A 20,811-nucleotide genomic window follows, 5' to 3' on the forward strand; every position below is an offset into this window, starting at 1 on the left:
CAACGTCATTTAATTTGGCCGAAAAAAAACCCCGCATTGCGGGGTTTTTTATTAAGAGTGGTAGCTTAGCCTTGTGGCTGAGTTACAACGTCTTTGATACCTTTAACTTCGATCTCTACGCGACGATCTGGTGCCAGGCAATCGATCTGTGCTTTGGTAGCACGGCCAGCTTTGTAGCCACAGGTGTTACCAGTGACTGAATCAGCTTCGCCCATACCACGTGCAGAGATTTTGTCTGAAGGAATACCTTTAGATACCAGGTAATCAACAACGCTTTGAGCGCGTTTTTCAGACAGTTTCTGGTTGTACTGGTCAGAACCAACGGCGTCGGTGTAACCCAGAACTACAACAGAACCATCTTTAGGATCCATGGAGCTCAGCTGAGTGTACAGCTGGTCCAGAGCCTGTTGGCCTTCTGTTTTCAGAGTAGATTTGTTGAAGTTGAACAGCACGTCAGACTTCAGAGTGAAACGCTTGGTTTCAACAACTGGAGCCGGAGCTGGTGCTGGTGCTGGTGCAACAACATCATCCTGACCGAAACGGTAAGAAACACCCAAGCTCAGCATGGTGTTGTCTGGACGTGCGCCGACAGTACCTGCATCACCGATGTTGCTAACGAATTGGTAGTCCAGGCGAGTAGCCCAGTTTTTGGTCAGTGCGTATTCAACACCAACTGCTGCCAAAGGAGAAACGCCGGTGTCGTGGTCGCTCAGACGAGTGCCATTACCGTAGTTAGCTTTGGAGTCAGCACGCCATACCATGCCGCCCAGACGAGTGTAGATGTCCAGATCGTCCATGATTGGGTAGCTCAGTTTAGCAGCCAGTTGAACGCCCTGCGCTTTGAAAGCACCGTTGTTCACGCTGCCTTTGTAAGGCATACGGCCAAGCCAGTCATAGCCCAGCTCGAAGCCCAGGTATTGGTTCGCCTGGTAACCCAGGAACGCGCCAGCACCCAGTTGATCTTTATGGGTCGGACCATTGCCGATACCATTCTGGTAACCGTTGCCGTAGAAACCAGTGTCATGATACTGGGACCAGCCCAGTTTAGCACCAGTGTACCAGGTATTATCTTTTGGGGCGGCTTGCGCTACTGTTGCGAAACCTGCCAGTGCCACTGCTAATGCGATAGCTGTCTTTTTCATTTTGCGCCTCGTTATCATCCAAATAGGCAATGAGCTTTAAAGCTGTTTAAGCCCTTGGTTAAATTCCTTCGCCAAGGTTTGAGCCCTCGTTTGTTACTCGGCCAGTTTATCTGGCGTTATAGAGCAACCTTGGCGATGTAAAGTCTACAACGTGGCGCGAAAGTTACAAGTGTGATGTGATAAAGCTCTAAAAAAAAACGCAGAAACATACATATTTACTAACATTAACCGGCAAAAAAGCGAGCATTTTAACCTTGGTTTTAGGTCGCGGAACCGCAGCCGCACTCGCTTTGTCCCTGATCCCATAAAGGTTCCCTTGCAGGGAGATGAAAATGATGGGAAAAATCCTAAATTTACTTAATGATACAAAGAAGAGTGAATTTTTAGGGTGGAACAGTGTCCGTGAATCGGGTTTATGTCACGTTGAGGACGCATTATGAACCCATAAGCGTTACCTAATTCTGCCGCACGCCTTAATTTTAGACGATCTTCTTCTGTAAGATCGGGCAGCCATCCAAGAACTACACTGTAGTTACCTGTCAGCAGCGCTTTTTCCATCGCTTCAACCGTGTCCAACGGATGAATTTGACTCAGTTGCACCACTTTCCCCACCGGCAAACCGGATTGCTGTAGCCACAACTTACTCAGTTTTTGCTGTGGGGTCAGCCATAACAACCAGCGTGACTGCATACCCAACTGCTGCAACAGTGGCAGCAATAGTTGCGCCACTGCGGGCTGATGCTCGTTGTAAACAAGTTCACTGATAAGGCCATTCTCTTTGCCGGCATCCGTGCTTTCTGCAGCATTATTTACCGCAAAAGAGCTGTGGCTGAAATTGGTTTTGTAGAGTGATTGAGTACGCATAAAGTATCCCGCCCGTAGTGTCACTGTATGTTTATACAGTACATCCTGTTGTGATTAAGATCAACCCAAATCTTCGTGGTACCTCGCATAATTGCGATCATTTTTTATACGGCTGGCTTTTGTGATTGGCATGACTGCGGATAGTGCGTATTTTTCTAATTACTTGTTCACGTTACCTTTATTTCATTGATGCGAGGAATAATAGAAGGGTAACCTACACCAGGAGAACGCTATGAAAGGGACATCAACGGGAAGGATCGTACAGGCCAAAGCTTATTTTTACGCATTAGGTTGCATCACTACACGCTCACAATTCGGTGGGTACGGGATACTGGCCGATGGCGTCATGTTCGCTGTGATCGCTGAAGGGGAGCTGTATCTTCGCGCGACGGATAGCCTGGAACCAGCCTTCCGCGAACGCGGAATGGTTAATATGGTTTACTCCAAGCGTGGAGTTCCCATAACCATGCGTTATTACTGGGTTGATGAAACGCTATGGCGGGATCGTGGAGAACTTGTAGGGTTAGCCTGGCAGGCAATTCGGGAAGCACGCCGGGAACTCAAGGTGAAAACGGATAACCAGGGGCGTCTGAAGACCTTGCCGAACATTGACATCAATATGGAACGTTTACTCTGGCGGGCGGGCATTCGCAATGTTTATGATTTACGTCTGAACGGCGCTAAGCGCAGCTATCTTCGTTTGTTGCAGCAGCAACGCAATTTGGGCCTAAGGGTACTGCTTTCTCTGGGGGGAGCCATTGCCGGTTATCATCATGCTGCCTTACCCTCGGAAATGCGTAGTGAGCTGACTCATTGGTTTGAGCGAACCATGTCGTTGCTTAGCCATGGACATAACCCGGGAGTTCGGGGCTTGATAAAAGACCCCGGGTGATTAGGCCGATTTGGCAATTTGCGCATTGAGCATCGTGAGTTCCGGAAGCAATTCAATCACCAATCCAATCTGCTGTAATACCAATTGATCTTTGCTTTCCGGTTCCGGCGCTGCGTGCTGAATACGTTCTGCCAGACTTTCCAACGCCTGAGTGATGCGTTGTTCGTCCTGTTCTTCCCAATGCAGGGCGCCATCGACATAGCAAACTGCATCATTCAGCAGATCCAACGTAGCAGGGTTGTTCAGGCGCTCACGGTGGGCACCCAGCGCAGAGATATAACTCAATAAGGTGTGGTTTAAACACAGCAGGCGAAAGGCGGCATCCTGAACTTCCTTATTGGCTTTTGGGTCGGCAGACATGTTGGATATCACCGAAGCCAACTCTGCATCACTGTTGTGTGCATCCCGGCGAGCGATACGGTATGGAAGGCCATTATCTTTGCCCTGATGGTATTGCACCAGAATGGCATCCAGATAACGGCAGTTGGCGTTCAGCGTTTTGCTGACGACTGCCGGCAGTTGGCGGAACTTCCAGTCTGGCCAGATAAAACTGACTGCCGCCCAAGCGATGGCACACCCTAAAATCGTGTCGTAAACGCGAGGCGCGGCGACTTCAAAACCTTCACCCAGCAGGTTAAAGCACAGCAATACCAGTAGGGTAATAAACATGGTGGCGTGTGCATATTGCACGGTTCGAAAAGCAAAAAACAGCACGCCGCTGATAACAATCAGCACCATCTGGCCTTCCAGTGACGGCACAAAATAGAGGATCGGCAGACCAATAAGAATACCAGCAAGCGTGCCGATAATTCGAAGCGCCAGCCGGCGACGCGTGGCATTGTAATTCGGTTGGCAGACAAACAGACTGGTTAACAGGATCCAATAACCGTGCTGCATGCCGGTAAACTGAATAAAGGCATAACCCACGCACAACACTGTTGACATGCGGATGGCGTGGCGGAATAAGGCCGACTGAGGTGTCAGATGGCGGCTGATACGTAAGCGGATGTCGCTCCAGCCGGTGATCCGGTCATCCGACAGACTGTTCTCTTCCACCTGACCGTTGGCCAATGCCTGTTCGGACTCAATATTCGCCAACTGTGCGTCAATCGCGCGTAAATTTTTTAACAGGTGTGACAGCGCTTTGGTTAACTCACGATTTTCCGGGGTGATGGCGATGCGAGTCAGAGCTTCTTCAATACGGGCAAAGGCCGGTTCAAAGCGAGGGTTGTGCTGATACTTCTGCCGTAGCAAAATCGACTGTGCCAACTGCTGACAGGCGCGTGCTTGCATGCTGAGCAAACGCTGGAATCGAAACAGAATATCACTGTGGCGGAATTGTCGGCTCAAGGCCTGATATTGAACGTGAGAGGAACTGGCGCGCTCATGGATATCCTGGGCAACGAAATAATAATGCAACGTGCGGCGGGTACCGCGTTGACCTCGATCGCCTTTTAACCGCGTCAGCAATGAAACTTTGGTCTGGTTCAGAATGGTCACCAGGGCACTGTTGGCCATGGCAACATCCATCCACGGCAGGTCTGCATCATGCTCGACGTCGGGATCAAACAGGTTGGCTTTGGCATCCAGATAATTCGCCAACTGATTGTAACAACGTGCCAGGTTTTCCTGCAATGGGCGGATAGGGAAGATCAGGTGTCCAATCAGCGTCAGCAGGTTGTACCACAGGGCACCGATGATCAGCAGCATCGGTTGTTGATACCAGGCGTCGTACATTGAAGTGCCGAGCATGGTATAGACCGCGATCAGCAGAGCACCAAACGCAATGGTGGCGTAGCGTTGCCCGAGCGCACCCAGCAAAATAAAACCGCAGGTGGAAGTGGTCAGGCCCAGCGCGAACAGCCAGGGATAAGGGAACAGCAGTTCAATGGAGGCGGAGGCGACAAAAAAACACACCAGCGTGATCAGCAGATTGCGCAGTCTGCCAGTCAGGCGATCATCAAGATCGGTCAATGCCGCTGCCACCACCCCCAGAGTCAGGGGAATGGTGAGCTTGGGAATGGCGAGCCACCAGGGTACGGCGGCTGCGCCGGCCAGCGCAATAAAAATACGCAGGTCATAAAGCAGATTGCTGTTGTAGGCATAACGGCGTATTGCTGGTGCAAAAGAGAGCACGAAAAACTCCTCAGGCGGAGAAAAAATTAACGCTGCTGGTACTGACGTCGGGCATTTTCAGTTCTGGCCTGTTGCGCCATCTCAACGGACACCACACGGCGTCCAACCGGCCACAGGGCAATAGCGGCGATTTTGAAATTGGCTATGCCTACCGGAATGCCAATAATCGTCACGCACTGCACAATACCGGCAGCAATATGTGACAGGCACAGCCACCAGCCGAACAGGAGCAGCCAGACAATATTCAGCAGTGAACCGCTGGCGGAAAGCAGCGCATTGCTTTTTTCCGGGTACAATTCATTAACGTGAATCGCTTCGTTGCCGAAAGGCAGTAACGATAGCTTGGTGATTTCCCAGCAGGAGCGGGTTAACGGTAGGGTGATGATCAGCAGCACGCTAAATACCGTTGCGACCAGCCAGCCAAGGGTGGTGAAAAAGCCGCCTAACACAAAATTAAGAATATTCAGTACAGTACGCATAGTCGTCATTCTGCTCTAATGATGGCCAAACCGCGATGCGGTTGCGTTTGCTATCAAAACGCAAAATCTATTCTACCCTTTTTTTAGCGCTAGAGTGCCACTGCTTATCACAGGTAAACTGGCAGATAACCGTTATTTAATCTCAACATAGTCATGGCGCGAAGATATGGAACTTAAAGCGACATCGCTGGGGAAACACCTGGCTCAGCATCCTTATAACCGTGTGCGATTGCTGCACGCCGGTGTCGAGGTGAGCGGTGAAAAGCATGAATATCTTATTCCTTTCAATCAGTTGATTCATGTCAGGTGTAAGCGAGGCATCGTCTGGGGCGAGCTGGAGTTTGAGCTGCCGGATGAAAAAGTGGTGCGCTTGCACGGTACCGAATGGCAGGAAACTCAGCGCTTCTATCATCATCTCCAGCAGGCCTGGCAACAGTGGAGCGCCGAGATGAGTGAAGTCAGCGCCGGCGTGTTGCGCCAGCAGGTTGAACATATTCAGCGTATTGAACAGCAAGATAAGTGGTTTAAAAAATCCGAACTGGGTAAGTTGCAGCAACAAATCCGCGAGTCTTTCGGCGCCTTACCCATGCCGGTGGCACGGTTGGATCAATTCGACAATTGCCGGGATGATTATCAGCTTTGCCAGCAATGGTTGCAGCAGGGGTTGCGCAGCGTAGGGCAGCGTAATCAGCAATGGACCGAACGTATGCTGGAGACCTACCATGATTTCTTCCAGAGCATCGAAACCTCACCGCTGAACGACTCGCAAAGCCGCGCAGTGGTCAATGGCGAAGACTCGGTGCTGGTGCTGGCTGGGGCTGGTAGCGGTAAAACCTCTGTGCTGGTGGCGCGAGCCGGCTGGCTGCTGCGCCGTCAGGAGGCTGAACCCGGGCAAATACTGTTGCTGGCATTTGGTCGTCAGGCGGCGGAAGAGATGAACGAGCGAATTCAGGATCGCTTGGGTAGCGTGGCGATTCAGGCCAAAACTTTCCACGCGCTGGCGCTGCAAATTATTCAGCAGGGTAACCGTAAAGTGCCGGCGATCAGTAAGTTGGAAACAGACAGCAAGGCTCGACGAGCTTTGTTGATAGCGCATTGGCAGCAGCAGTGTGCCGAGAAAAAAGCCCAGGCCAAAGGGTGGCGGCAATGGTTGATTGAAGAGCTTGAATGGGAAGTGCCTGAAGGCGATTTTTGGCAGGATAAACGCCTGGCTGAACGGTTGGCAGGTCGGCTCGAACGCTGGCTGGGGCTGATGAGGATGCACGGCGGCAGCCAGGCCGAAATGATAGAACAGGCGGATGAAGAGATCCGTGACCTGTTCTCAAAACGTATCCGGCTGATGGCACCCTTGCTCAAGGCCTGGAAAGGCGCGCTGAAAGAGGAAGGGGCGGTTGATTTCTCCGGTCTTATCCACCAGGCGGTCAATATTCTGGAGAAAGGGCGTTTTGTCAGCCCGTGGAAGCACATTCTGGTGGATGAGTTTCAGGATATCTCACCACAGCGTGCGCAATTGCTGGCGGCGCTGCGTAAACAAAACAAGCAAACCTGTTTGTTTGCGGTGGGTGACGACTGGCAGGCCATTTACCGCTTCAGCGGTGCCGAACTGACGTTAACCACGGCGTTTGCCGATAACTTTGGCGAAGGTGCCCAGTGCGCGCTTGATACGACTTACCGTTTCAATGAGCGCATCGGTGAGGTGGCAAACCGCTTTGTGCAGCAGAACCCGCACCAGTTGAAAAAACCGTTGAACAGCTTGAGTAAAGGTAATAAGAAATCGGTAGTTCTGTTACCGCATGAACAGCTTGAAAATTTGTTGGATAAGCTAAGCGGTTATGCCAAGCCGGAAGAAAGGATCCTGGTGCTGGCGCGTTACCATCATCTGAAACCGCAAGTGTTGTCAAAAGCGGTGACCCGTTGGCCCAAATTAACCATTGAGTTTATGACCATCCACGCCAGCAAAGGGCAGCAGGCTGAGTATGTGATTATCGCTGGTTTGCACGATGGCAACGACGGCTTCCCCGCGGTTGCGCGTGAGTCGGTATTGGAAGATGTGCTGCTGCCGCAACCGGAAGATTTCCCGGATGCAGAGGAGCGACGCTTGCTGTATGTGGCGCTGACTCGCGCCAAGCATCAGGTATGGCTCTTACAGGATCGCGAGCGTCCGTCGGTGTTCGTGGAACAACTGCAGGATCTTGGCGTACCGTCGCAGAAAAAACCCTGAACTTAAGGCCTGGCGGAAACCAGGCCTTAATGGTTATTTCAGGCGATCCTGCAAATAGCGTTGGTAGTCAGGGATGGCGATTTCTACTTCGCTTTTGAACAGTGAAGAGCCAATCAGAAAATCTGCGGTTGAGCGGTTGGTCGCGACGGGAATATTCCACACGGTCGCCAGGCGCAGCAGGGCTTTCACATCAGGATCATGGGGGACCGCGTTCAAGGGATCCCAGAAGAAGATCAGCATATCGATTTTGCCTTCGGCAATCAGTGCACCAACCTGCTGGTCGCCCCCCATCGGCCCGCTCAGCATGCTATGCACCGGAATACCACTGGCTTGTTGCACCAGGTTACCGGTGGTGCCGGTGGCATAAAGTTGGTGTTGTTCCAGCACGGCCTTATTGTCTTCAACCCATGCCAACAGGGCTTGTTTACGGTGATCGTGCGCCACCAGCGCAATGTGTTTGCGCGCGGCGATAGTGCGGGTGGTAAATTCCATCTGGATTTCCTTCGCTAATCGGGTGATGTGCGACAGATTACTGAAACTGCTTTTCACTGCCTAGCGTTTACACCTGAAAATGCGAAGAAAGCGCGCCTTTAAATAAAGGCGTCGGCAATCTTACTTAACGCACTGCCTGTTTATTGGCCCAGTGGAGAAAACGCTTCTGCGTTTCTTTGTCCGCCTGCTGATACCAGTATTGCAGCATCTGTTCGGAAACGTTTTCACCTTTCAGCGTCACCGTGGGGGAGTTTAACACTGCGCTACCCAGTGAGGAGGAGGCAGTGGAGCGTGCGTGGGTGAAGGCTGGTACGGAAGCTGGGCGTTTCTGACTATTATAATCCGCCATTACCTTTTCCAGATCGACGCTGAGCGTGACGCCATCGGGGTGCAATACATCGTGTTTCATCACCAGCGCGTTGCCGTTTTTATCGATCACCTGATAATTTAGCGTCTTATCAAATCGCTGACCGTCCCGAACATTTTCAATGCGCGGCAGCTCAATGGCAACGGAGCTGACATTTTGCGTATTGAAGGTGGCGATCAGCGGTGGTGAAGTATAGGCCGTTTGATCGTTTTGCCCTGAGCGTACAGATTTGACAACTTTAAACAGCAACTGATGTTGCCCGCCATCCAGCTCCAGGCTGTCGGCGCCTTTTAACAACGATCCTGTCATTTTCTTGCCGTCGACCACCAGCAGGTCGATGTCAGGGGAGAGTTTCAGGGTCGTAGCCACGGCAGGCATGCTAATACTGATGCTGAGCAGCCCCGCAACCATCAGACCAAATTTCATTGTTATCTCCTTATAAGTAGCATCGCTATCAGTGTTGAACACGCCACAGGTTGTGTCAAAGTTTTTCAGCATCATGGTTTGAGTTACAAATGTACACACTTATATTCATTTTGACACTTTTTAAACCGGCATATGCTGGCAGTGACAGCATCAGACCGCAAAAGTCGCCGGGAGTTTCCGGGACCCCAGGTTTAGCCGATTTAAGGTCAATGGGTTACACTCGAAACAGGGAAATCCCCCGTTGATCATTGGGAGCGGAAAATGCAAGACAACGAGATTGCCGGCCTGCTGCAGCAGGTGAAAACCATTGCGCTGGTGGGTGCCAGTGACAATCCGGCACGACCCAGTTTTGGTGTGATGGCCTATCTGCTTGCGCAGGGATATCAGGTTACGCCGGTCAGCCCAAAACTGGCCGGAAAAACGCTGCTAGGTCAGCAGGCCTATGGCACATTGAAAGATATTCCGCATCCGGTGGACATGGTTGACGTGTTCCGTAATTCAGAAGCGGCATACGCGGTAGCGCAAGAGGCCATTGCGATCGGTGCCAAGGCTCTATGGCTGCAAATCGGTGTTATTAATGAACAGGCAGCGGCATTGGCAAGCGAAGCGGGGTTGAAGGTGGTGATGGATCGCTGCCCTAAAATCGAAATCCCGCGTCTGGGGCTGGAGCGCTGAAAAATAAAAAGCCTGGCATAGTGCCAGGCTCTTATCGGGTGTTTCTCAGGCCAGGCGCATCAGTTGCGCAGGCGTGGGGCTTGTAGCTGGTGTCGGATAGACTCCGCCAATTCATCCAGCGATGGTTGTTCAGGATGAGCGTCCTGGGCTTCCCCATCTAACTGTGCTTCCGCCAGATAGGTATGCACCGGTTGACCTTCTTCGTCTTCCATCACCACGTGGTACCAAGGAGCGAACCGTAGAGCGGTATTCGCCGCTATTTCATCAGCTTTAGGCTGTTCCATAGAGTATTCAGGGTCGATATCAATCACCACCCCCAAATACCCCAGCAGCTTATGCCGAACCTGTTGTCCGATACCAAATTTGCTGGCAATCATGATGACCTCCTGAGAAACAGTGCCTTGCTCTCTATATGAGGGCAAAACAGCGTATTTCAAGTTACATCACCCGACACGCAAACCCTTTCAAATACAGCCCTTCAGGATAAGTCGCGATAACCGGGTGATCGGCAGCCTGACGATACTGCTCTATAAATTGTACATCACGCCCGGCGTCTACAGCGGCATCGGCTAAAATTTTCTGGAATAAATCGGTTGGCATCAGACCGGAACAAGAGAAGCTGAGCAAAATACCGCCCGGGTTCAGCAATTGCAGCGCCAACATGTTGATATCTTTGTAGCCGCGGCAAGCACCGGCCAGTTGGTTCTTATTTTCGACGAACTTCGGCGGATCCATAATGATCAGGTCGAATTTCTCACCCTGAGTACGGTAGGCGCGCAGCAGTTGGAACACGTCATCACGGACAAATTCGGCTTTGCTCAAGTCTAACTTGTTCAGCTCGACGTTCTGTTTGGCGATATCCAATGCGGCTTGCGACGTATCAACGCTGATCACCTGCGTACAGCCACCCATCAGGGCAGACACGGCGAAGGCACCGGTATAGGAGAAGCAGTTCAGTACGCGGCGGCCGGCGGAGTAATTACGTGCTGCCAGACGGCTGTCGCGCTGGTCGAGGTAAAAACCGGTCTTATGGCCTTGCTGAATATCTACCAGCAGTTTCATGCCATGTTCGGTAATCGGCAGCAGAGCAGGGGGCAGATCGCCCAGCACCTGGCCTTGCGCTAACGGTAAACCTTCTTTTTTACGCACAGCTACGTCTGAACGATCGTAGATGGCACATTCCGGGTAACAATGCTGTAAAGCGGTAATCAACGCGGCACGCTGATATTCAGCACCGGCGGACAGCAACTGCAACACCATGAAGTTCTGGAAGCGATCGATAGTGATGCCCGGCATGCCGTCGGATTCACCGGCAATCAGACGGTAGCTGTCCAGCCCATCACGTTTGGCAACCCAATCACGCCAGGTTTGCGCCTGTTGTAAACGGCGGATGAAGAATTCGATGTTAATCTCTTCTTCTTGCTGGAAAGTCCAGACGCGGGCGCGGATTTGCGACTCCGGCGAGTAGGCACCGCGTGCCAGCCATTTGCCCTGGGCGTCGTGAATATCGATGGTTTCGCCAGAAAGGGCTTTACCTTCAATACGTTGAACAGCGCCGGAAAATACCCATGGGTGGCGACGGAGTAAGGACTTTTCACGTCCTTTGGCGAGATACAGGCGTACGGTCATAATTAAGAATGCTGCCAGCTAGATAAAAAGAGTGACATCGCCGTGCAAACGCACAGGCAATACCATAAACGGAAGTCGATAAGGGGGCGATTATGACACAAGTTTGCATTGCTGCGTATGTCTATGGCGTAGTGCAAGGGGTTGGGTTTCGTTATAACACCCAGCATCATGCGACGGCGTTGGGATTGAGCGGTTACGCACGTAATCTTGATGACGGCAGCGTAGAAGTGGTGGCCTGCGGCGAACAACCTCAGGTGGATAAACTGGTGGAATGGCTGAAAAATGGCGGCCCGCGTAGCGCACGCGTTGATCGCGTGCTGGTGGAACCGCGAGGCACCGCCGATTATCAAGGCTTCAGCATTCGCTATTAGCCGGGTATCAGATGCATTTTACCGGTTTCGGCAGGCCGGCAATTTTGGTGGCCTGCTTGGCCGGACCTTTGGGGAACAGGCGGTAGAGATAACGGCTGTTGCCTTTCTCTTCGCCGTATTTCTGCGCCATGGCTTTGACCAGCATGCGGATCGCCGGTGAAGTATTAAATTCCAGGTAAAAGCTGCGTACGAAACGCACCACTTCCCAATGTGCCTCGGTCAGTATTAACTCTTCCTGTGTGGCCAGCAGCGGCGCCAGGGCCTCATGCCAGTCAGCGCTGTTTTTCAGGTAACCCTGTGCGTCGGTTTCAATAACCTGACCTTCATACTCCAACATACTGCCTCGGTAACGGGTAATTCAGAACGGCCGCCAGTTTAGCAAACTTTTGTCGCTGCAAAAAATAAAGCCCCGCCGGAGCGGGGCTTTGGGTATTTCTCAGACGTTGAATCAGTTGCTGCGCGCGAAGCCCAGAATGCTCAACAGGCTGATGAACATGTTGTACAGCGACACGTACAGACTGACGGTGGCGCGAATGTAGTTAGTTTCGCCGCCGTGGATAATGTTGCTGGTTTCCCACAGGATGGCACCGGCGGAGAACAGGATAAACAGCGCGCTAATGGCCAGATGCAGGGCAGGGATCTGCAGGAACAGGTTGGCGATAACGGCAACCAGCAGCACCACAAAACCGGCCATCATCATCCCGGACAGGAACGACATATCCTTGCGCGTGGTCAGCACGTAGGCCGAACAGCAGAAGAACACCACCGCGGTGCCACCCAGTGCCAGCATGATCAGGTCGCCGGCTCCGGTATTAATGAACGAACTGAGGATCGGCCCCAGGGCGTAACCCATAAAACCGGTCAGCGCGAAGGCCGCCAGAATGCCCGCTGGGCTGTTCGCCAGCTTATGTGTCAGGAACATCAGTCCATAGAAACCGACCAGCATCAGCAACAGGCCCGGCGCCGGCAGCCCCAGCATGGTGCTGGCTGTTGCGGTAAGCGCAGAAAAAGCCAGCGTCAGCGAAAGCAGGAAATAGGTGTTACGCAGAACCTTATGTGTACTCAGTAACGAGTCACGCGAGGAGGATGAGACGACAATACGGTCCATAATGATCTCTCTTATCAGGTCATCACAAAATTAGTGACGATGATAGGCAGCGCAAGCGTTTGATTAAAGTTTGTTTACCAATCTTTACCCTTAGTAATCATTGCTGCAACATTGAACCGGTGTTGGTGGTTTCTTCAACGCTTGCACGTCAGTTGCTGTTTTTTCACTCAATTGAACGGTAATGGGCTTTACAAGCGGATCAGCTGTGTTTATAGTTCGGCTCGTTGCGGAGGGGTGGCCGAGTGGCTGAAGGCAACGGTCTTGAAAACCGTCGACGGGAAACCGTTCCAGAGTTCGAATCTCTGCTCCTCCGCCATAAATTATGACCCCCGTGCTCTTAGAGCGCGGGGTTTTTTTATGCCCATAAAATGGCTTGTTGCGCTGATGTCATAGTGCTTATTGCATAAAAAAACCGCCCCGGATGGGGCGGCTGACTAGAACAGTAGCGCAGGGAACTAGCGTACCAAATGCAGGAAGTGCAGGTGTTTCTCGTACTGGTCGAGAATATCGTGGATGATCTGTTCTTGCGTCCAGCCCATCACATCGTAATCCTGGCCGCCTTCCTTCAGGTGGACTTCACCCCGGTAGTACTTATGTTCTTCATCACGTTCTTCGTCTTTCAACCCGGCCAGGGCAAAGGCCGGTTGAATGTAAGCCCGCAGGCGCACCTCATAAACAAAGTTCAGGTCTTCACCCAAATCGACTTCGAAACGGATGCGATCGTCCTGTGAATCATCAATCGAGGACGTGGTGTTTTGCTTGGCTAATTCTGCTTCTACCAGCGTCATGGCTGGTTGAACCACTTCACCGACAAACCGTTTTACCTGAGAGCGTTTAGGGAAGTAGGCGATATTACGTAAGCGCCGTTGCCATGAGATCGGATTGCGTGCGGCAGTCGGTGCAATAGTGGTCATCACCTGGCTGTCGCGCTTATAGGCGTCGATACGCAAGGCCTTTAATAGCCCGTAGATCGACACCAGCAAGATCATCGAGAACGGCAGGGCACTGGCGATGGTCACGGTTTGCAGCGCGCTTAGCCCACCGGCGAGCAACAGGGCAATGGCGACCAAACCCATCATGGCGGCCCAGAAAATCCTCTGCCAGACCGGCGTTTGATCGGTACCACCGGAAGCCAGGGTATCTACCACCATCGCCCCCGAATCCGCCGACGTGACGAAGAACACCACCACCATCGCCATGGCGATAAATGACAGAATATTAGAGAACGGGAAATGTTCCAGGAAGTTGAACAACGCCAGTGCTACGTCATTTTGCACAGTGTCAGCCAGATCGCGCGCCCCTTCGGCCATGATCAGATTAATGGCACTGTTGCCGAACACCGTCATCCACAGCAGTGTGAAACCTGCGGGAACGAACAGCACGCCGGTGACGAATTCACGGATGGTACGTCCGCGTGAAACGCGGGCGATAAACATGCCGACGAAAGGCGACCAGGACAACCACCAGCCCCAATACAATAGCGTCCACCCGCCCAGCCAGTTACTGGATTTTGGCTCGTAGGCATACAGGTTAAAAGTCTTGCTGACGATGTCAGAAAGATAACCGCCGGTATTTTCTACAAAGGATTTTAGTAACAGCACTGTCGGACCGAGCGCAGCTACCAGGACCAGCAGCAGCACCGCCAGGCCGAGGTTCAATTCGGACAGAATGCGGATGCCTTTATCCAGCCCGGACACCACTGACAGCGTCGCCAGGCCGGTGATCACCACGATCAGCACCACCTGTACCGTGGCGTTGATCGGCAGGCCAAACAGGTGGTTAAGACCGGCATTGACCTGTAAGACGCCGTAGCCCAATGAGGTGGCGACGCCGAACACGGTGCCGATCACCGCAAAAATATCTACTGCGTGGCCAATCGGCCCATAGATGCGATCGCCAATAATCGGGTACAACGCGGAACGCAGCGTCAGCGGCAGGCCGTGACGATAGCTGAAGAAGGCCAGAATCAACGCCACGATGGCATAAATCGCCCAGGCATGCAGGCCCCAGTGGAAGAAGGTTAGGCGCATGGCCTGTTTAGCCGCTTCCACTGTTTCCGGCGTTCCGACAGGGGGAGAAAGGTAATGCATCACCGGTTCGGCGACGCCAAAGAACATCAGACCGATGCCCATCCCGGCGGAAAATAGCATGGCGAACCATGAAACATAGCTAAAGTCGGGTTGAGCGTGATCCGGCCCAAGCTTGATGTTGCCGTAACGCGACAAACCCAGATAGGTCACGCTCAACAGGATCAGTGCGACCGCCAGAATGTAAAACCAGCTGGCGTTGGTGAAAATACCCTGTTGCAACGCTTTGAATTTGCGATCGGCTAACTCGGGGTACAGGGCGGCAAAGGCCACCAGGATGATGATTAAAGCGGCAGAGATAAAAAATACCGGAGGATTGATATGGCTACGACGTGCCACAATTTCAGTGTCGTTTTGGCTCATAGAATACCTTCTAGCTAGTCCGTTAGGGAATGGGGGTTAATCCTTTAAAACAGCTCCATAAAAAGTGGGCGAATAGCTGCCCGAGACATTTAACTCGGCGAGTATAGCGAAAAAACGAGGTAATTGACATTTTTTGGTTAAAACAGCTATTTTAAGTTGTTTTATTAGATTTTTAAGCTATATGAAAAGAGAGCGCTCAGGAAAGACAATTCACTCTTTTCGAACGGATAAGACAGCCTGGCCGAGTAATGCCTGTATGTACATCAACACCGCAGCAGACTGCGGCTGCCCTGCATCAGTGGTAGGAAAGGGGCTTTTAGCGGCGGGGTAGAGCAGATCATGAGAGAAACCCCTATAACAGCGGCTTGAACCAGAGGGATGTGCCGTTGGCGCTTGATCAGAGTCATACAGAGGGTAAAATAGAGCGACGCGATCGCGCTTAACGCTTTCATGGAGATAGAGATGAGCTGGTATCAAATAGCATTGTGGACCATGATTTTTCTGAAGTCCGGTGCGTTTCTGGTGTTCGTTTGGTGGTGGATGTTCAAACGTGCCACTAAACCTTACGTTCGCCCGCAAGATGTTGTCATTGACGAAACGCCGGATGATGACAATCTGACCATGGAAGAAGTGATGAAGAAACACGGTATCACCCGTGTGGAAAATCAAACTCAGTAAAAGCGACCCATGCCGAATTCCTCAGGATGAAGGCAAAAACTATCCCTGCGTGGCTTGCGGCCAAACCTGCAAGCCGGGGATAGCTCCCCAGCCTGCAGTCACAGTATTTAACGCCGTTTTCTCCCTACCCGCCATACCAGAATCAGCAACGCCAGTACCGCAATGCCGATTGCCGGAGCCATATAAGGCTGCAACCGCGCCAGCAGTGGGATCGGACCGCCTTGGCGCAATATGGCGACGTCCGCGGCGCTGACTTTAACCGCCGGGTTGCCATACTGTTGCAGGACAAAGTTGCTGATAGCGGCGATCTGTTGGTCGTTCAGTGGATTCACATACGACTGTGGGCCAAAGTTCGGCATCAGCACGTGTTGACTGCCGACCCTTCGCTCGACGCCAAACAGCATGGCCGAAATCAGGTTAGCCGGGTTGCCGGCACCGGTGGCGGTATTGTTGAACAACGAAGGGTAAGCCTGGTTTTTACTGCCGCTGCCGTCTGGCTGATGACAGCTGGCGCAGTTGCCGCTGAACAGTGCGGCGCCGTCGGTCAGGGTATTATTGGCGGTAGCGGGGTGTAACCCGCGCAACTGAGGCTCAACGCTCGATGGCTTGCCATAGCTGTCGGCAGCCTGGCTGTCGTTAAGGTCGCGGATCGGCGTGGTGCTTTTCAGGTAAACGGCGATGGCCGATAGATCCTCAGTGGAAAAATACTGCAGGCTGTTTTCGATAGCCTCCGCCATGCCGCCCGCCGCCTGATTCTTGCCGGCCACCTGGCCCGTTTTCAGGTACTGGACCAATTGCTGCTGATTCCAACCGCCGATGCCGCTGATCGGATCTGAAGTGATGTTGGGCGCATACCAACTGCCTACCATACCGCCCGCCAGCGCCTGACTGTTATCTTCAGCCATCAGCAGGTTACGTGGGGTGTGGCAGGTGTCGCAGTGCCCCGGACCATTGACCAGATAGGCCCCGCGGTTCCATTGCTCGCTCTTGTTGGCATCGGGCGCAAAGCGGCCGTCTTTCAGGAACAACAGATTCCAGGCGGCCATGCTAAAGCGCAGGTTGAACGGGAATGGCAGGTCGGTCAGCGTATTTTTCTGATCGACCGGTTTCACGCCGTGCATAAAGTAGGCATACAGCGCCGTGATATCCGCGTCGCTCAACCGGGTGTAAGAGGTATAGGGCATGGCGGGGTAGAGGTGGGTGCCATCGGCACGAATACCGTCCCTGACCGCGCGGGCAAACTGCTGTTCGCTATAACTGCCAATACCCTCGACGTTGGACGGGGTGATATTAGTGGCGTAAATCACCCCCATGGGGGAACTGATACCATAGCCGCCGGCAAACGGCGTACCGCCTTCCGGTTTGGTATGGCAGGCCTGGCAGTCGGAGGCGATGGCAATCTGTTCGCCTTTCTTAATCAACGCCACGCCGCTCAGGTCAACTTCGTTTGCCGCCTGTGCGGCGCTGCTGCCGAGTAACAGCAGGGATAGCAGCGTCAGTCTCGCCTGTTTTCTCATGACTTCACCGCCAGCTTGCGCGCAATGTCATCGGCGGCCTTGATGCCTAACGCCGCCATGGTCAGGGTACTGTTCACCACGCTGGCGGAAGGGATGGCACCGCCGCCCGGCAACCAAAGATTGGCATGGTCATGAGTCCGGCAGTTACCGTCCACCACCGAATCTTCAGGGCTGTGACCCATGATGGTGCCGCCCATAATATGGTTGTTGGCGTTCAGGCTGGTGGTGATATTAAACTCATCGGCGTCAAACAGCTGACCAATGTGCTCTAGTTGTTTGTGCGCGGCCTCTGCACCTTTACGCACGTAGTCGCCAACGTCGTAGTGGATGTCCGGGCAAGGCAGGCCATGGGCATCTTTGCGGGTTTTACTCAGCGTCAGGCGGTTATTCGGGTCTGGTAACGGTTCCAGACTAATGGACAAATCGACGCCATAGGCGGCGCGACGGCGGATCTCGGCATCTAACTCTTTGCCGACCAACCCTTTTTCCAGCGCCTGTTGGGTTGCAGGTACCACCCGGTTGATGTTGTTGAGGATCATTTTATTGGCCGAGTAGTCTTTACGGAACTCCCCATCACGCGGGCCAACCAGACAGCTGCTTTGCGCCGGACCACGGCCCAGCCACAGAGGTTCTTTCGCCAGGAAAGTGCAGTGAAAACCTGAATGGTCCATCATGTTGCGGCCCACCTGATCGGAAGCGTTGGCGATGCCGTTCGGATTGCGCTCATTGGCAGCCATTAGCAGCAGGCGTGGGGTTTCTATGCCATTACAGGCCAGCGCAAAAGCCTTGGCCGTGGCCTGATGGGACTGTTTTTTGCTGTCCAGCCAATGTACCGCAGTCACCTGATTCTGTTCATCGGTGTCGATTTTGTACACCACCGCTTCCGCCAGCACGACCGCGCCTTTCATCTCTGCGCGTTCAACGTGATGAATACCGTTGTACATGGCGCCTATCGGGCAGATGGGCTGGCAATTGTTGTTACCACAGCAGGTCGGACGGCCTTTCCACGGATGGGTACTGCGCCCCTGCGGGATCGGAACCGAGCGGTAGCCGTGCGGGTTGACCACTTCGGCAAAACGAATGTCGCCGTGAGCCCAGGGCACCATATCCATCGGGTAGGGTTTACTGCGCTCAACCGGGGACTGCTGTTGCGGATCGTTAGGGCCGGCTACGCCAATTTCTTCTTCGGCCCGGCAATAGTAGGGCTCCAGTTCGTCGTAGGAGATCGGCCAGTCGCGGCCCACGCCATACAGGGTTTTCATTTGGAAATCGCTGGGCAGGTGACGCCAGCAGGAAGCCGCCCAGTGCCAGGTGGTGCCGCCGACGGTACGCAGATAACCCTGCTTGAAACTGCCTGCGCTCGGGCCACTCAGGGCTACATAGTTGTTTTCCGGAAAGTAGAGCGGTGCGGTGGCGAATTCAGATTGTGGGTAAAGCCCCTGGTAATCAGAGCCGGCGCGGTTGTCAAAAGGCATATTGCGCCAGTTCTCTACCGCCTGGCCGCGTTCGATGCGCAGGCCTGCCTCCAGTACCAGCACAGAATACCCCTGGCTGACCAATTGATCGGCCATCATGCCGCCGACAATGCCGGAACCCACGATCACAATATCGGCCGAGGCGTTGCCATCGGCGGTAAATACAGGTTTTTTCATCAGAAGGCTCTCAGATCACAGGGAAACATTGACGGCAGGTGGAGCCGCGGTCCACCACAGCGGGCCATTGCCGCAGTAGGTGGGAACGATCAGCGCGTCGCTGGCGGGGCGATACATCAACGCATCTTTGTAGGCAATTAGCTGCGCCGTTTGGCCATGGCCGACGGTGCCGGTATACCAGGCGGTGATAATCGCGGTGACCACTTCCTGCAAGCCGGCCTGGATCGCCTGCTGCTGCAACTGTTGCGCACTTTGGCCCGCTTGTAACAGACCTCCGAGTTGCTCAACCTGTGCAGTGAACTGGGCATTCTGATTATGCAGCGCAGTAAAAATACGCGCCGACATCCCCTGATCGATATCCTGATGTTCGGTCAATGTCTGAGATATTTTGAAGAAGCGAGCAAACTGCAAGGGGTTGGCTGCAGCAGTTTGTTGTTCAGCCAGGCTGAGGAAAGGATAACTGAGCAGCGAGCCGGCCAGCAGGGTTGAGGCCAGCCCCAGCAGCACTTCACGTCGACTGAAACCGGTTCCATTTTTGGCTGGTAGCCCACCATCGTCTAATAACAAATTTTCCATGTGTTTTTCTCACAACAGGTGTTAGTGCCGAATAAGGCAAAAGGGAGCGGGTAAAGAGGGATAAAAAATAGTCAACAATGGAATAACTCCATTACTTATGGTTTTATATCTAATAATTTGGCGGGATATTAACTTGTCGATAACTTTCCGGCAATAAACTTGCTTAGATGCCATGACAAAACAGCACGTAAAGAATAAAAAACCCGCCGCAGCGGGTTTCCGGTTTATACGTTAGCTTTTGCAACCCATCAATTCCGGCAGCACGCCCGGTTTGGCCTTCAGCGACGCCTGCACATCTTCTGGCAGACCGGCCCAGATAATCAGCCCGGTGCGCTTCTCAATTTCGTTAACCGTTACGCGGTACTGACAAAAATCGGCGTTTTTCGGGGTGTTTTGATCAAACAGAAACGCCGCATAGTGGTTCACTTCCGGGCTGTTATTGATAAAAATCACCTTCCAGTAAGCGCTGGGGATGGTATGTGCTTTTTGGGTGCCCGGCAGTTTACCCATATTGCGCTCGTACAGCGGGCCGGTCACGGTATACACCGAACTGATGTCTGCCCGGTCAATCAGCTTACGTTCCTGATCTTCCAACCGTGCCCAGGAACCCTGGTTCAGGTCGGCCATCTGCGGCGTGATGTTGGAAAGGTAGTTCAGCGACTCCCAGTCAGACACGCCCGCCAGTGAGGCCAACGGCGCCTGATGCCCACGGTCGACCTTCAGTGCCGCATTGGCACCGGTGTAGTCTGCCGGGATCAGGGTATCCGCCGGGTTCAGCGCCGGATCGGTCTTCCAGTTGCGGGTTTTACCGCTGGCCGGTGTGTCTTTGGTGATGTGATAAGCCACCCAGTTGGCGAACTTGGTGGTGCTGTTGTTGTTCAGCGTATAGGCATGGCGAACGATTGACACATTGCTGCTGCCGCCGGTTGGGCAACCGACTGCACAGTTGTCGATCGATTCCAGCGCCTCGGCGGAAGCATGAGCGGTAAACAGCAGGGCGGCCAGAGCTAACATCTTGTTAAAACGCATATTCATATCCTCAATAAGTTAAAATAATACTGTATGTATTTACAGTAAAATTAACTTATCGCAATGAAACGAATACAACAATGCAACACATTCACGTTATGAATGTG

General features: G+C 53.0%; 20 protein-coding genes and 1 tRNA gene. 6 read left to right on the forward strand and 15 right to left on the reverse strand.

Features of this window, described 5'->3' with window-relative positions; all coding sequences use genetic code 11:
- Nucleotides 1-65: 65 nt before the first annotated feature.
- Both ompA and sulA read right to left on the reverse strand, forming a co-directional pair.
- Nucleotides 66-1,142: a porin OmpA gene (gene ompA, locus F8R23_RS00275; RefSeq protein ID WP_112350351.1), complete on the reverse strand. Its 1,077-nt coding sequence runs from the start codon at nt 1,140-1,142 to the stop codon at nt 66-68.
- 357 nt (nt 1,143-1,499) lie between these two features.
- A complete protein-coding gene (gene sulA, locus F8R23_RS00280; RefSeq protein ID WP_099061707.1) occupies nt 1,500-2,006 on the reverse strand; it encodes an SOS-induced cell division inhibitor SulA in 507 nt (168 codons plus the stop codon).
- Nucleotides 2,007-2,238: 232 nt separating this feature from the next.
- Between sulA and F8R23_RS00285 the strand changes: the two genes are divergently transcribed.
- Entirely contained in the window at nt 2,239-2,898 is a 660-nt protein-coding gene (locus F8R23_RS00285) for a TfoX/Sxy family DNA transformation protein (protein WP_129935029.1), read from the forward strand.
- Here F8R23_RS00285 and yccS read toward each other — a convergent pair whose 3' ends face one another.
- Together yccS and F8R23_RS00295 are read right to left on the reverse strand one after the other, a co-directional pair.
- Entirely contained in the window at nt 2,899-5,034 is a 2,136-nt protein-coding gene (gene yccS / locus F8R23_RS00290) for a YccS family putative transporter (protein ID WP_129935028.1), read from the reverse strand.
- Between the two features lie 26 nt (nt 5,035-5,060).
- Nucleotides 5,061-5,513, reverse strand: a complete 453-nt coding sequence (locus F8R23_RS00295; protein WP_129935027.1) for a YccF domain-containing protein — start codon at nt 5,511-5,513, stop codon at nt 5,061-5,063.
- Between the two features lie 166 nt (nt 5,514-5,679).
- On the opposite strand from F8R23_RS00295, the gene helD reads away from it, so the two are divergent.
- The gene (helD, locus tag F8R23_RS00300) at nt 5,680-7,734 is read left to right on the forward strand and encodes a DNA helicase IV (RefSeq protein WP_151415127.1); all 2,055 of its coding nucleotides are present in this window, start codon (nt 5,680-5,682) and stop codon (nt 7,732-7,734) included.
- A 33-nt stretch (nt 7,735-7,767) separates the two neighbouring features.
- On the opposite strand, the gene F8R23_RS00305 is transcribed toward helD, so the two are convergent.
- Together F8R23_RS00305 and F8R23_RS00310 are read right to left on the reverse strand one after the other, a co-directional pair.
- Complete coding sequence (locus F8R23_RS00305) at nt 7,768-8,226, reverse strand: methylglyoxal synthase (RefSeq protein WP_112350356.1); 459 nt, start codon at nt 8,224-8,226, stop codon at nt 7,768-7,770.
- A gap of 124 nt (nt 8,227-8,350) precedes the next feature.
- Nucleotides 8,351-9,019 carry a DUF2057 family protein gene (locus tag F8R23_RS00310; RefSeq protein WP_099061701.1) on the reverse strand — a complete coding sequence of 223 codons (669 nt, stop codon included), beginning with the start codon at nt 9,017-9,019 and terminating at the stop codon, nt 8,351-8,353.
- Between the two features lie 261 nt (nt 9,020-9,280).
- Here F8R23_RS00310 and F8R23_RS00315 point away from each other — a divergent pair, with 261 nt between their 5' ends.
- Nucleotides 9,281-9,694, forward strand: a complete 414-nt coding sequence (locus tag F8R23_RS00315; protein WP_129938439.1) for a CoA-binding protein — start codon at nt 9,281-9,283, stop codon at nt 9,692-9,694.
- Nucleotides 9,695-9,753: 59 nt separating this feature from the next.
- Here F8R23_RS00315 and hspQ read toward each other — a convergent pair whose 3' ends face one another.
- Complete coding sequence (gene hspQ, locus F8R23_RS00320) at nt 9,754-10,071, reverse strand: heat shock protein HspQ (RefSeq protein ID WP_129935024.1); 318 nt, start codon at nt 10,069-10,071, stop codon at nt 9,754-9,756.
- Nucleotides 10,072-10,132: 61 nt separating this feature from the next.
- Complete coding sequence (gene rlmI / locus F8R23_RS00325; protein WP_129938438.1) at nt 10,133-11,323, reverse strand: 23S rRNA (cytosine(1962)-C(5))-methyltransferase RlmI; 1,191 nt, start codon at nt 11,321-11,323, stop codon at nt 10,133-10,135.
- Nucleotides 11,324-11,415: 92 nt separating this feature from the next.
- On the opposite strand from rlmI, the gene yccX reads away from it, so the two are divergent.
- Nucleotides 11,416-11,694: an acylphosphatase gene (yccX, locus tag F8R23_RS00330; RefSeq protein ID WP_085116122.1), complete on the forward strand. Its 279-nt coding sequence runs from the start codon at nt 11,416-11,418 to the stop codon at nt 11,692-11,694.
- Between the two features lie 7 nt (nt 11,695-11,701).
- Here the strand turns inward: yccX and tusE are convergent, their stop codons facing one another.
- Complete coding sequence (gene tusE, locus F8R23_RS00335; protein ID WP_129935022.1) at nt 11,702-12,031, reverse strand: sulfurtransferase TusE; 330 nt, start codon at nt 12,029-12,031, stop codon at nt 11,702-11,704.
- Nucleotides 12,032-12,142: 111 nt separating this feature from the next.
- Nucleotides 12,143-12,802 (reverse strand): FtsH protease modulator YccA, encoded by a 660-nt coding sequence (gene yccA / locus F8R23_RS00340; RefSeq protein ID WP_004942825.1) that lies wholly within the window; start codon nt 12,800-12,802, stop codon nt 12,143-12,145.
- Between the two features lie 228 nt (nt 12,803-13,030).
- Between yccA and F8R23_RS00345 the strand changes: the two genes are divergently transcribed.
- Nucleotides 13,031-13,118, forward strand: a tRNA-Ser gene (locus F8R23_RS00345).
- 139 nt (nt 13,119-13,257) lie between these two features.
- Here the strand turns inward: F8R23_RS00345 and F8R23_RS00350 are convergent.
- Entirely contained in the window at nt 13,258-15,252 is a 1,995-nt protein-coding gene (locus tag F8R23_RS00350) for a BCCT family transporter (RefSeq protein WP_085116149.1), read from the reverse strand.
- 462 nt (nt 15,253-15,714) lie between these two features.
- Here F8R23_RS00350 and F8R23_RS00355 point away from each other — a divergent pair, with 462 nt between their 5' ends.
- Nucleotides 15,715-15,930 (forward strand): hypothetical protein, encoded by a 216-nt coding sequence (locus F8R23_RS00355; protein ID WP_020826186.1) that lies wholly within the window; start codon nt 15,715-15,717, stop codon nt 15,928-15,930.
- 107 nt (nt 15,931-16,037) lie between these two features.
- Here F8R23_RS00355 and F8R23_RS00360 read toward each other — a convergent pair whose 3' ends face one another.
- The 4 genes from F8R23_RS00360 to F8R23_RS00375 all read right to left on the reverse strand — a co-directional run bounded on the left by F8R23_RS00360 (nt 16,038) and on the right by F8R23_RS00375 (nt 20,704).
- The gene (locus F8R23_RS00360; RefSeq protein WP_112350408.1) at nt 16,038-17,447 is read right to left on the reverse strand and encodes a cytochrome c; all 1,410 of its coding nucleotides are present in this window, start codon (nt 17,445-17,447) and stop codon (nt 16,038-16,040) included.
- Nucleotides 17,444-19,099 carry a GMC family oxidoreductase gene (locus F8R23_RS00365; RefSeq protein ID WP_112350409.1) on the reverse strand — a complete coding sequence of 552 codons (1,656 nt, stop codon included), beginning with the start codon at nt 19,097-19,099 and terminating at the stop codon, nt 17,444-17,446. The genes F8R23_RS00360 and F8R23_RS00365 overlap by 4 nt, the downstream gene beginning before the upstream one ends.
- Nucleotides 19,100-19,114: 15 nt before the next feature.
- A complete protein-coding gene (locus tag F8R23_RS00370; protein WP_112350410.1) occupies nt 19,115-19,675 on the reverse strand; it encodes a sugar dehydrogenase complex small subunit in 561 nt (186 codons plus the stop codon).
- Between the two features lie 231 nt (nt 19,676-19,906).
- Nucleotides 19,907-20,704, reverse strand: a complete 798-nt coding sequence (locus tag F8R23_RS00375) for a DNA/RNA non-specific endonuclease (RefSeq protein ID WP_129938436.1) — start codon at nt 20,702-20,704, stop codon at nt 19,907-19,909.
- Nucleotides 20,705-20,811 lie beyond the last annotated feature (107 nt).

Source organism: Serratia proteamaculans (assembly GCF_008830365.1).
In the GTDB taxonomy this organism is placed as follows: domain Bacteria; phylum Pseudomonadota; class Gammaproteobacteria; order Enterobacterales; family Enterobacteriaceae; genus Serratia; species Serratia proteamaculans.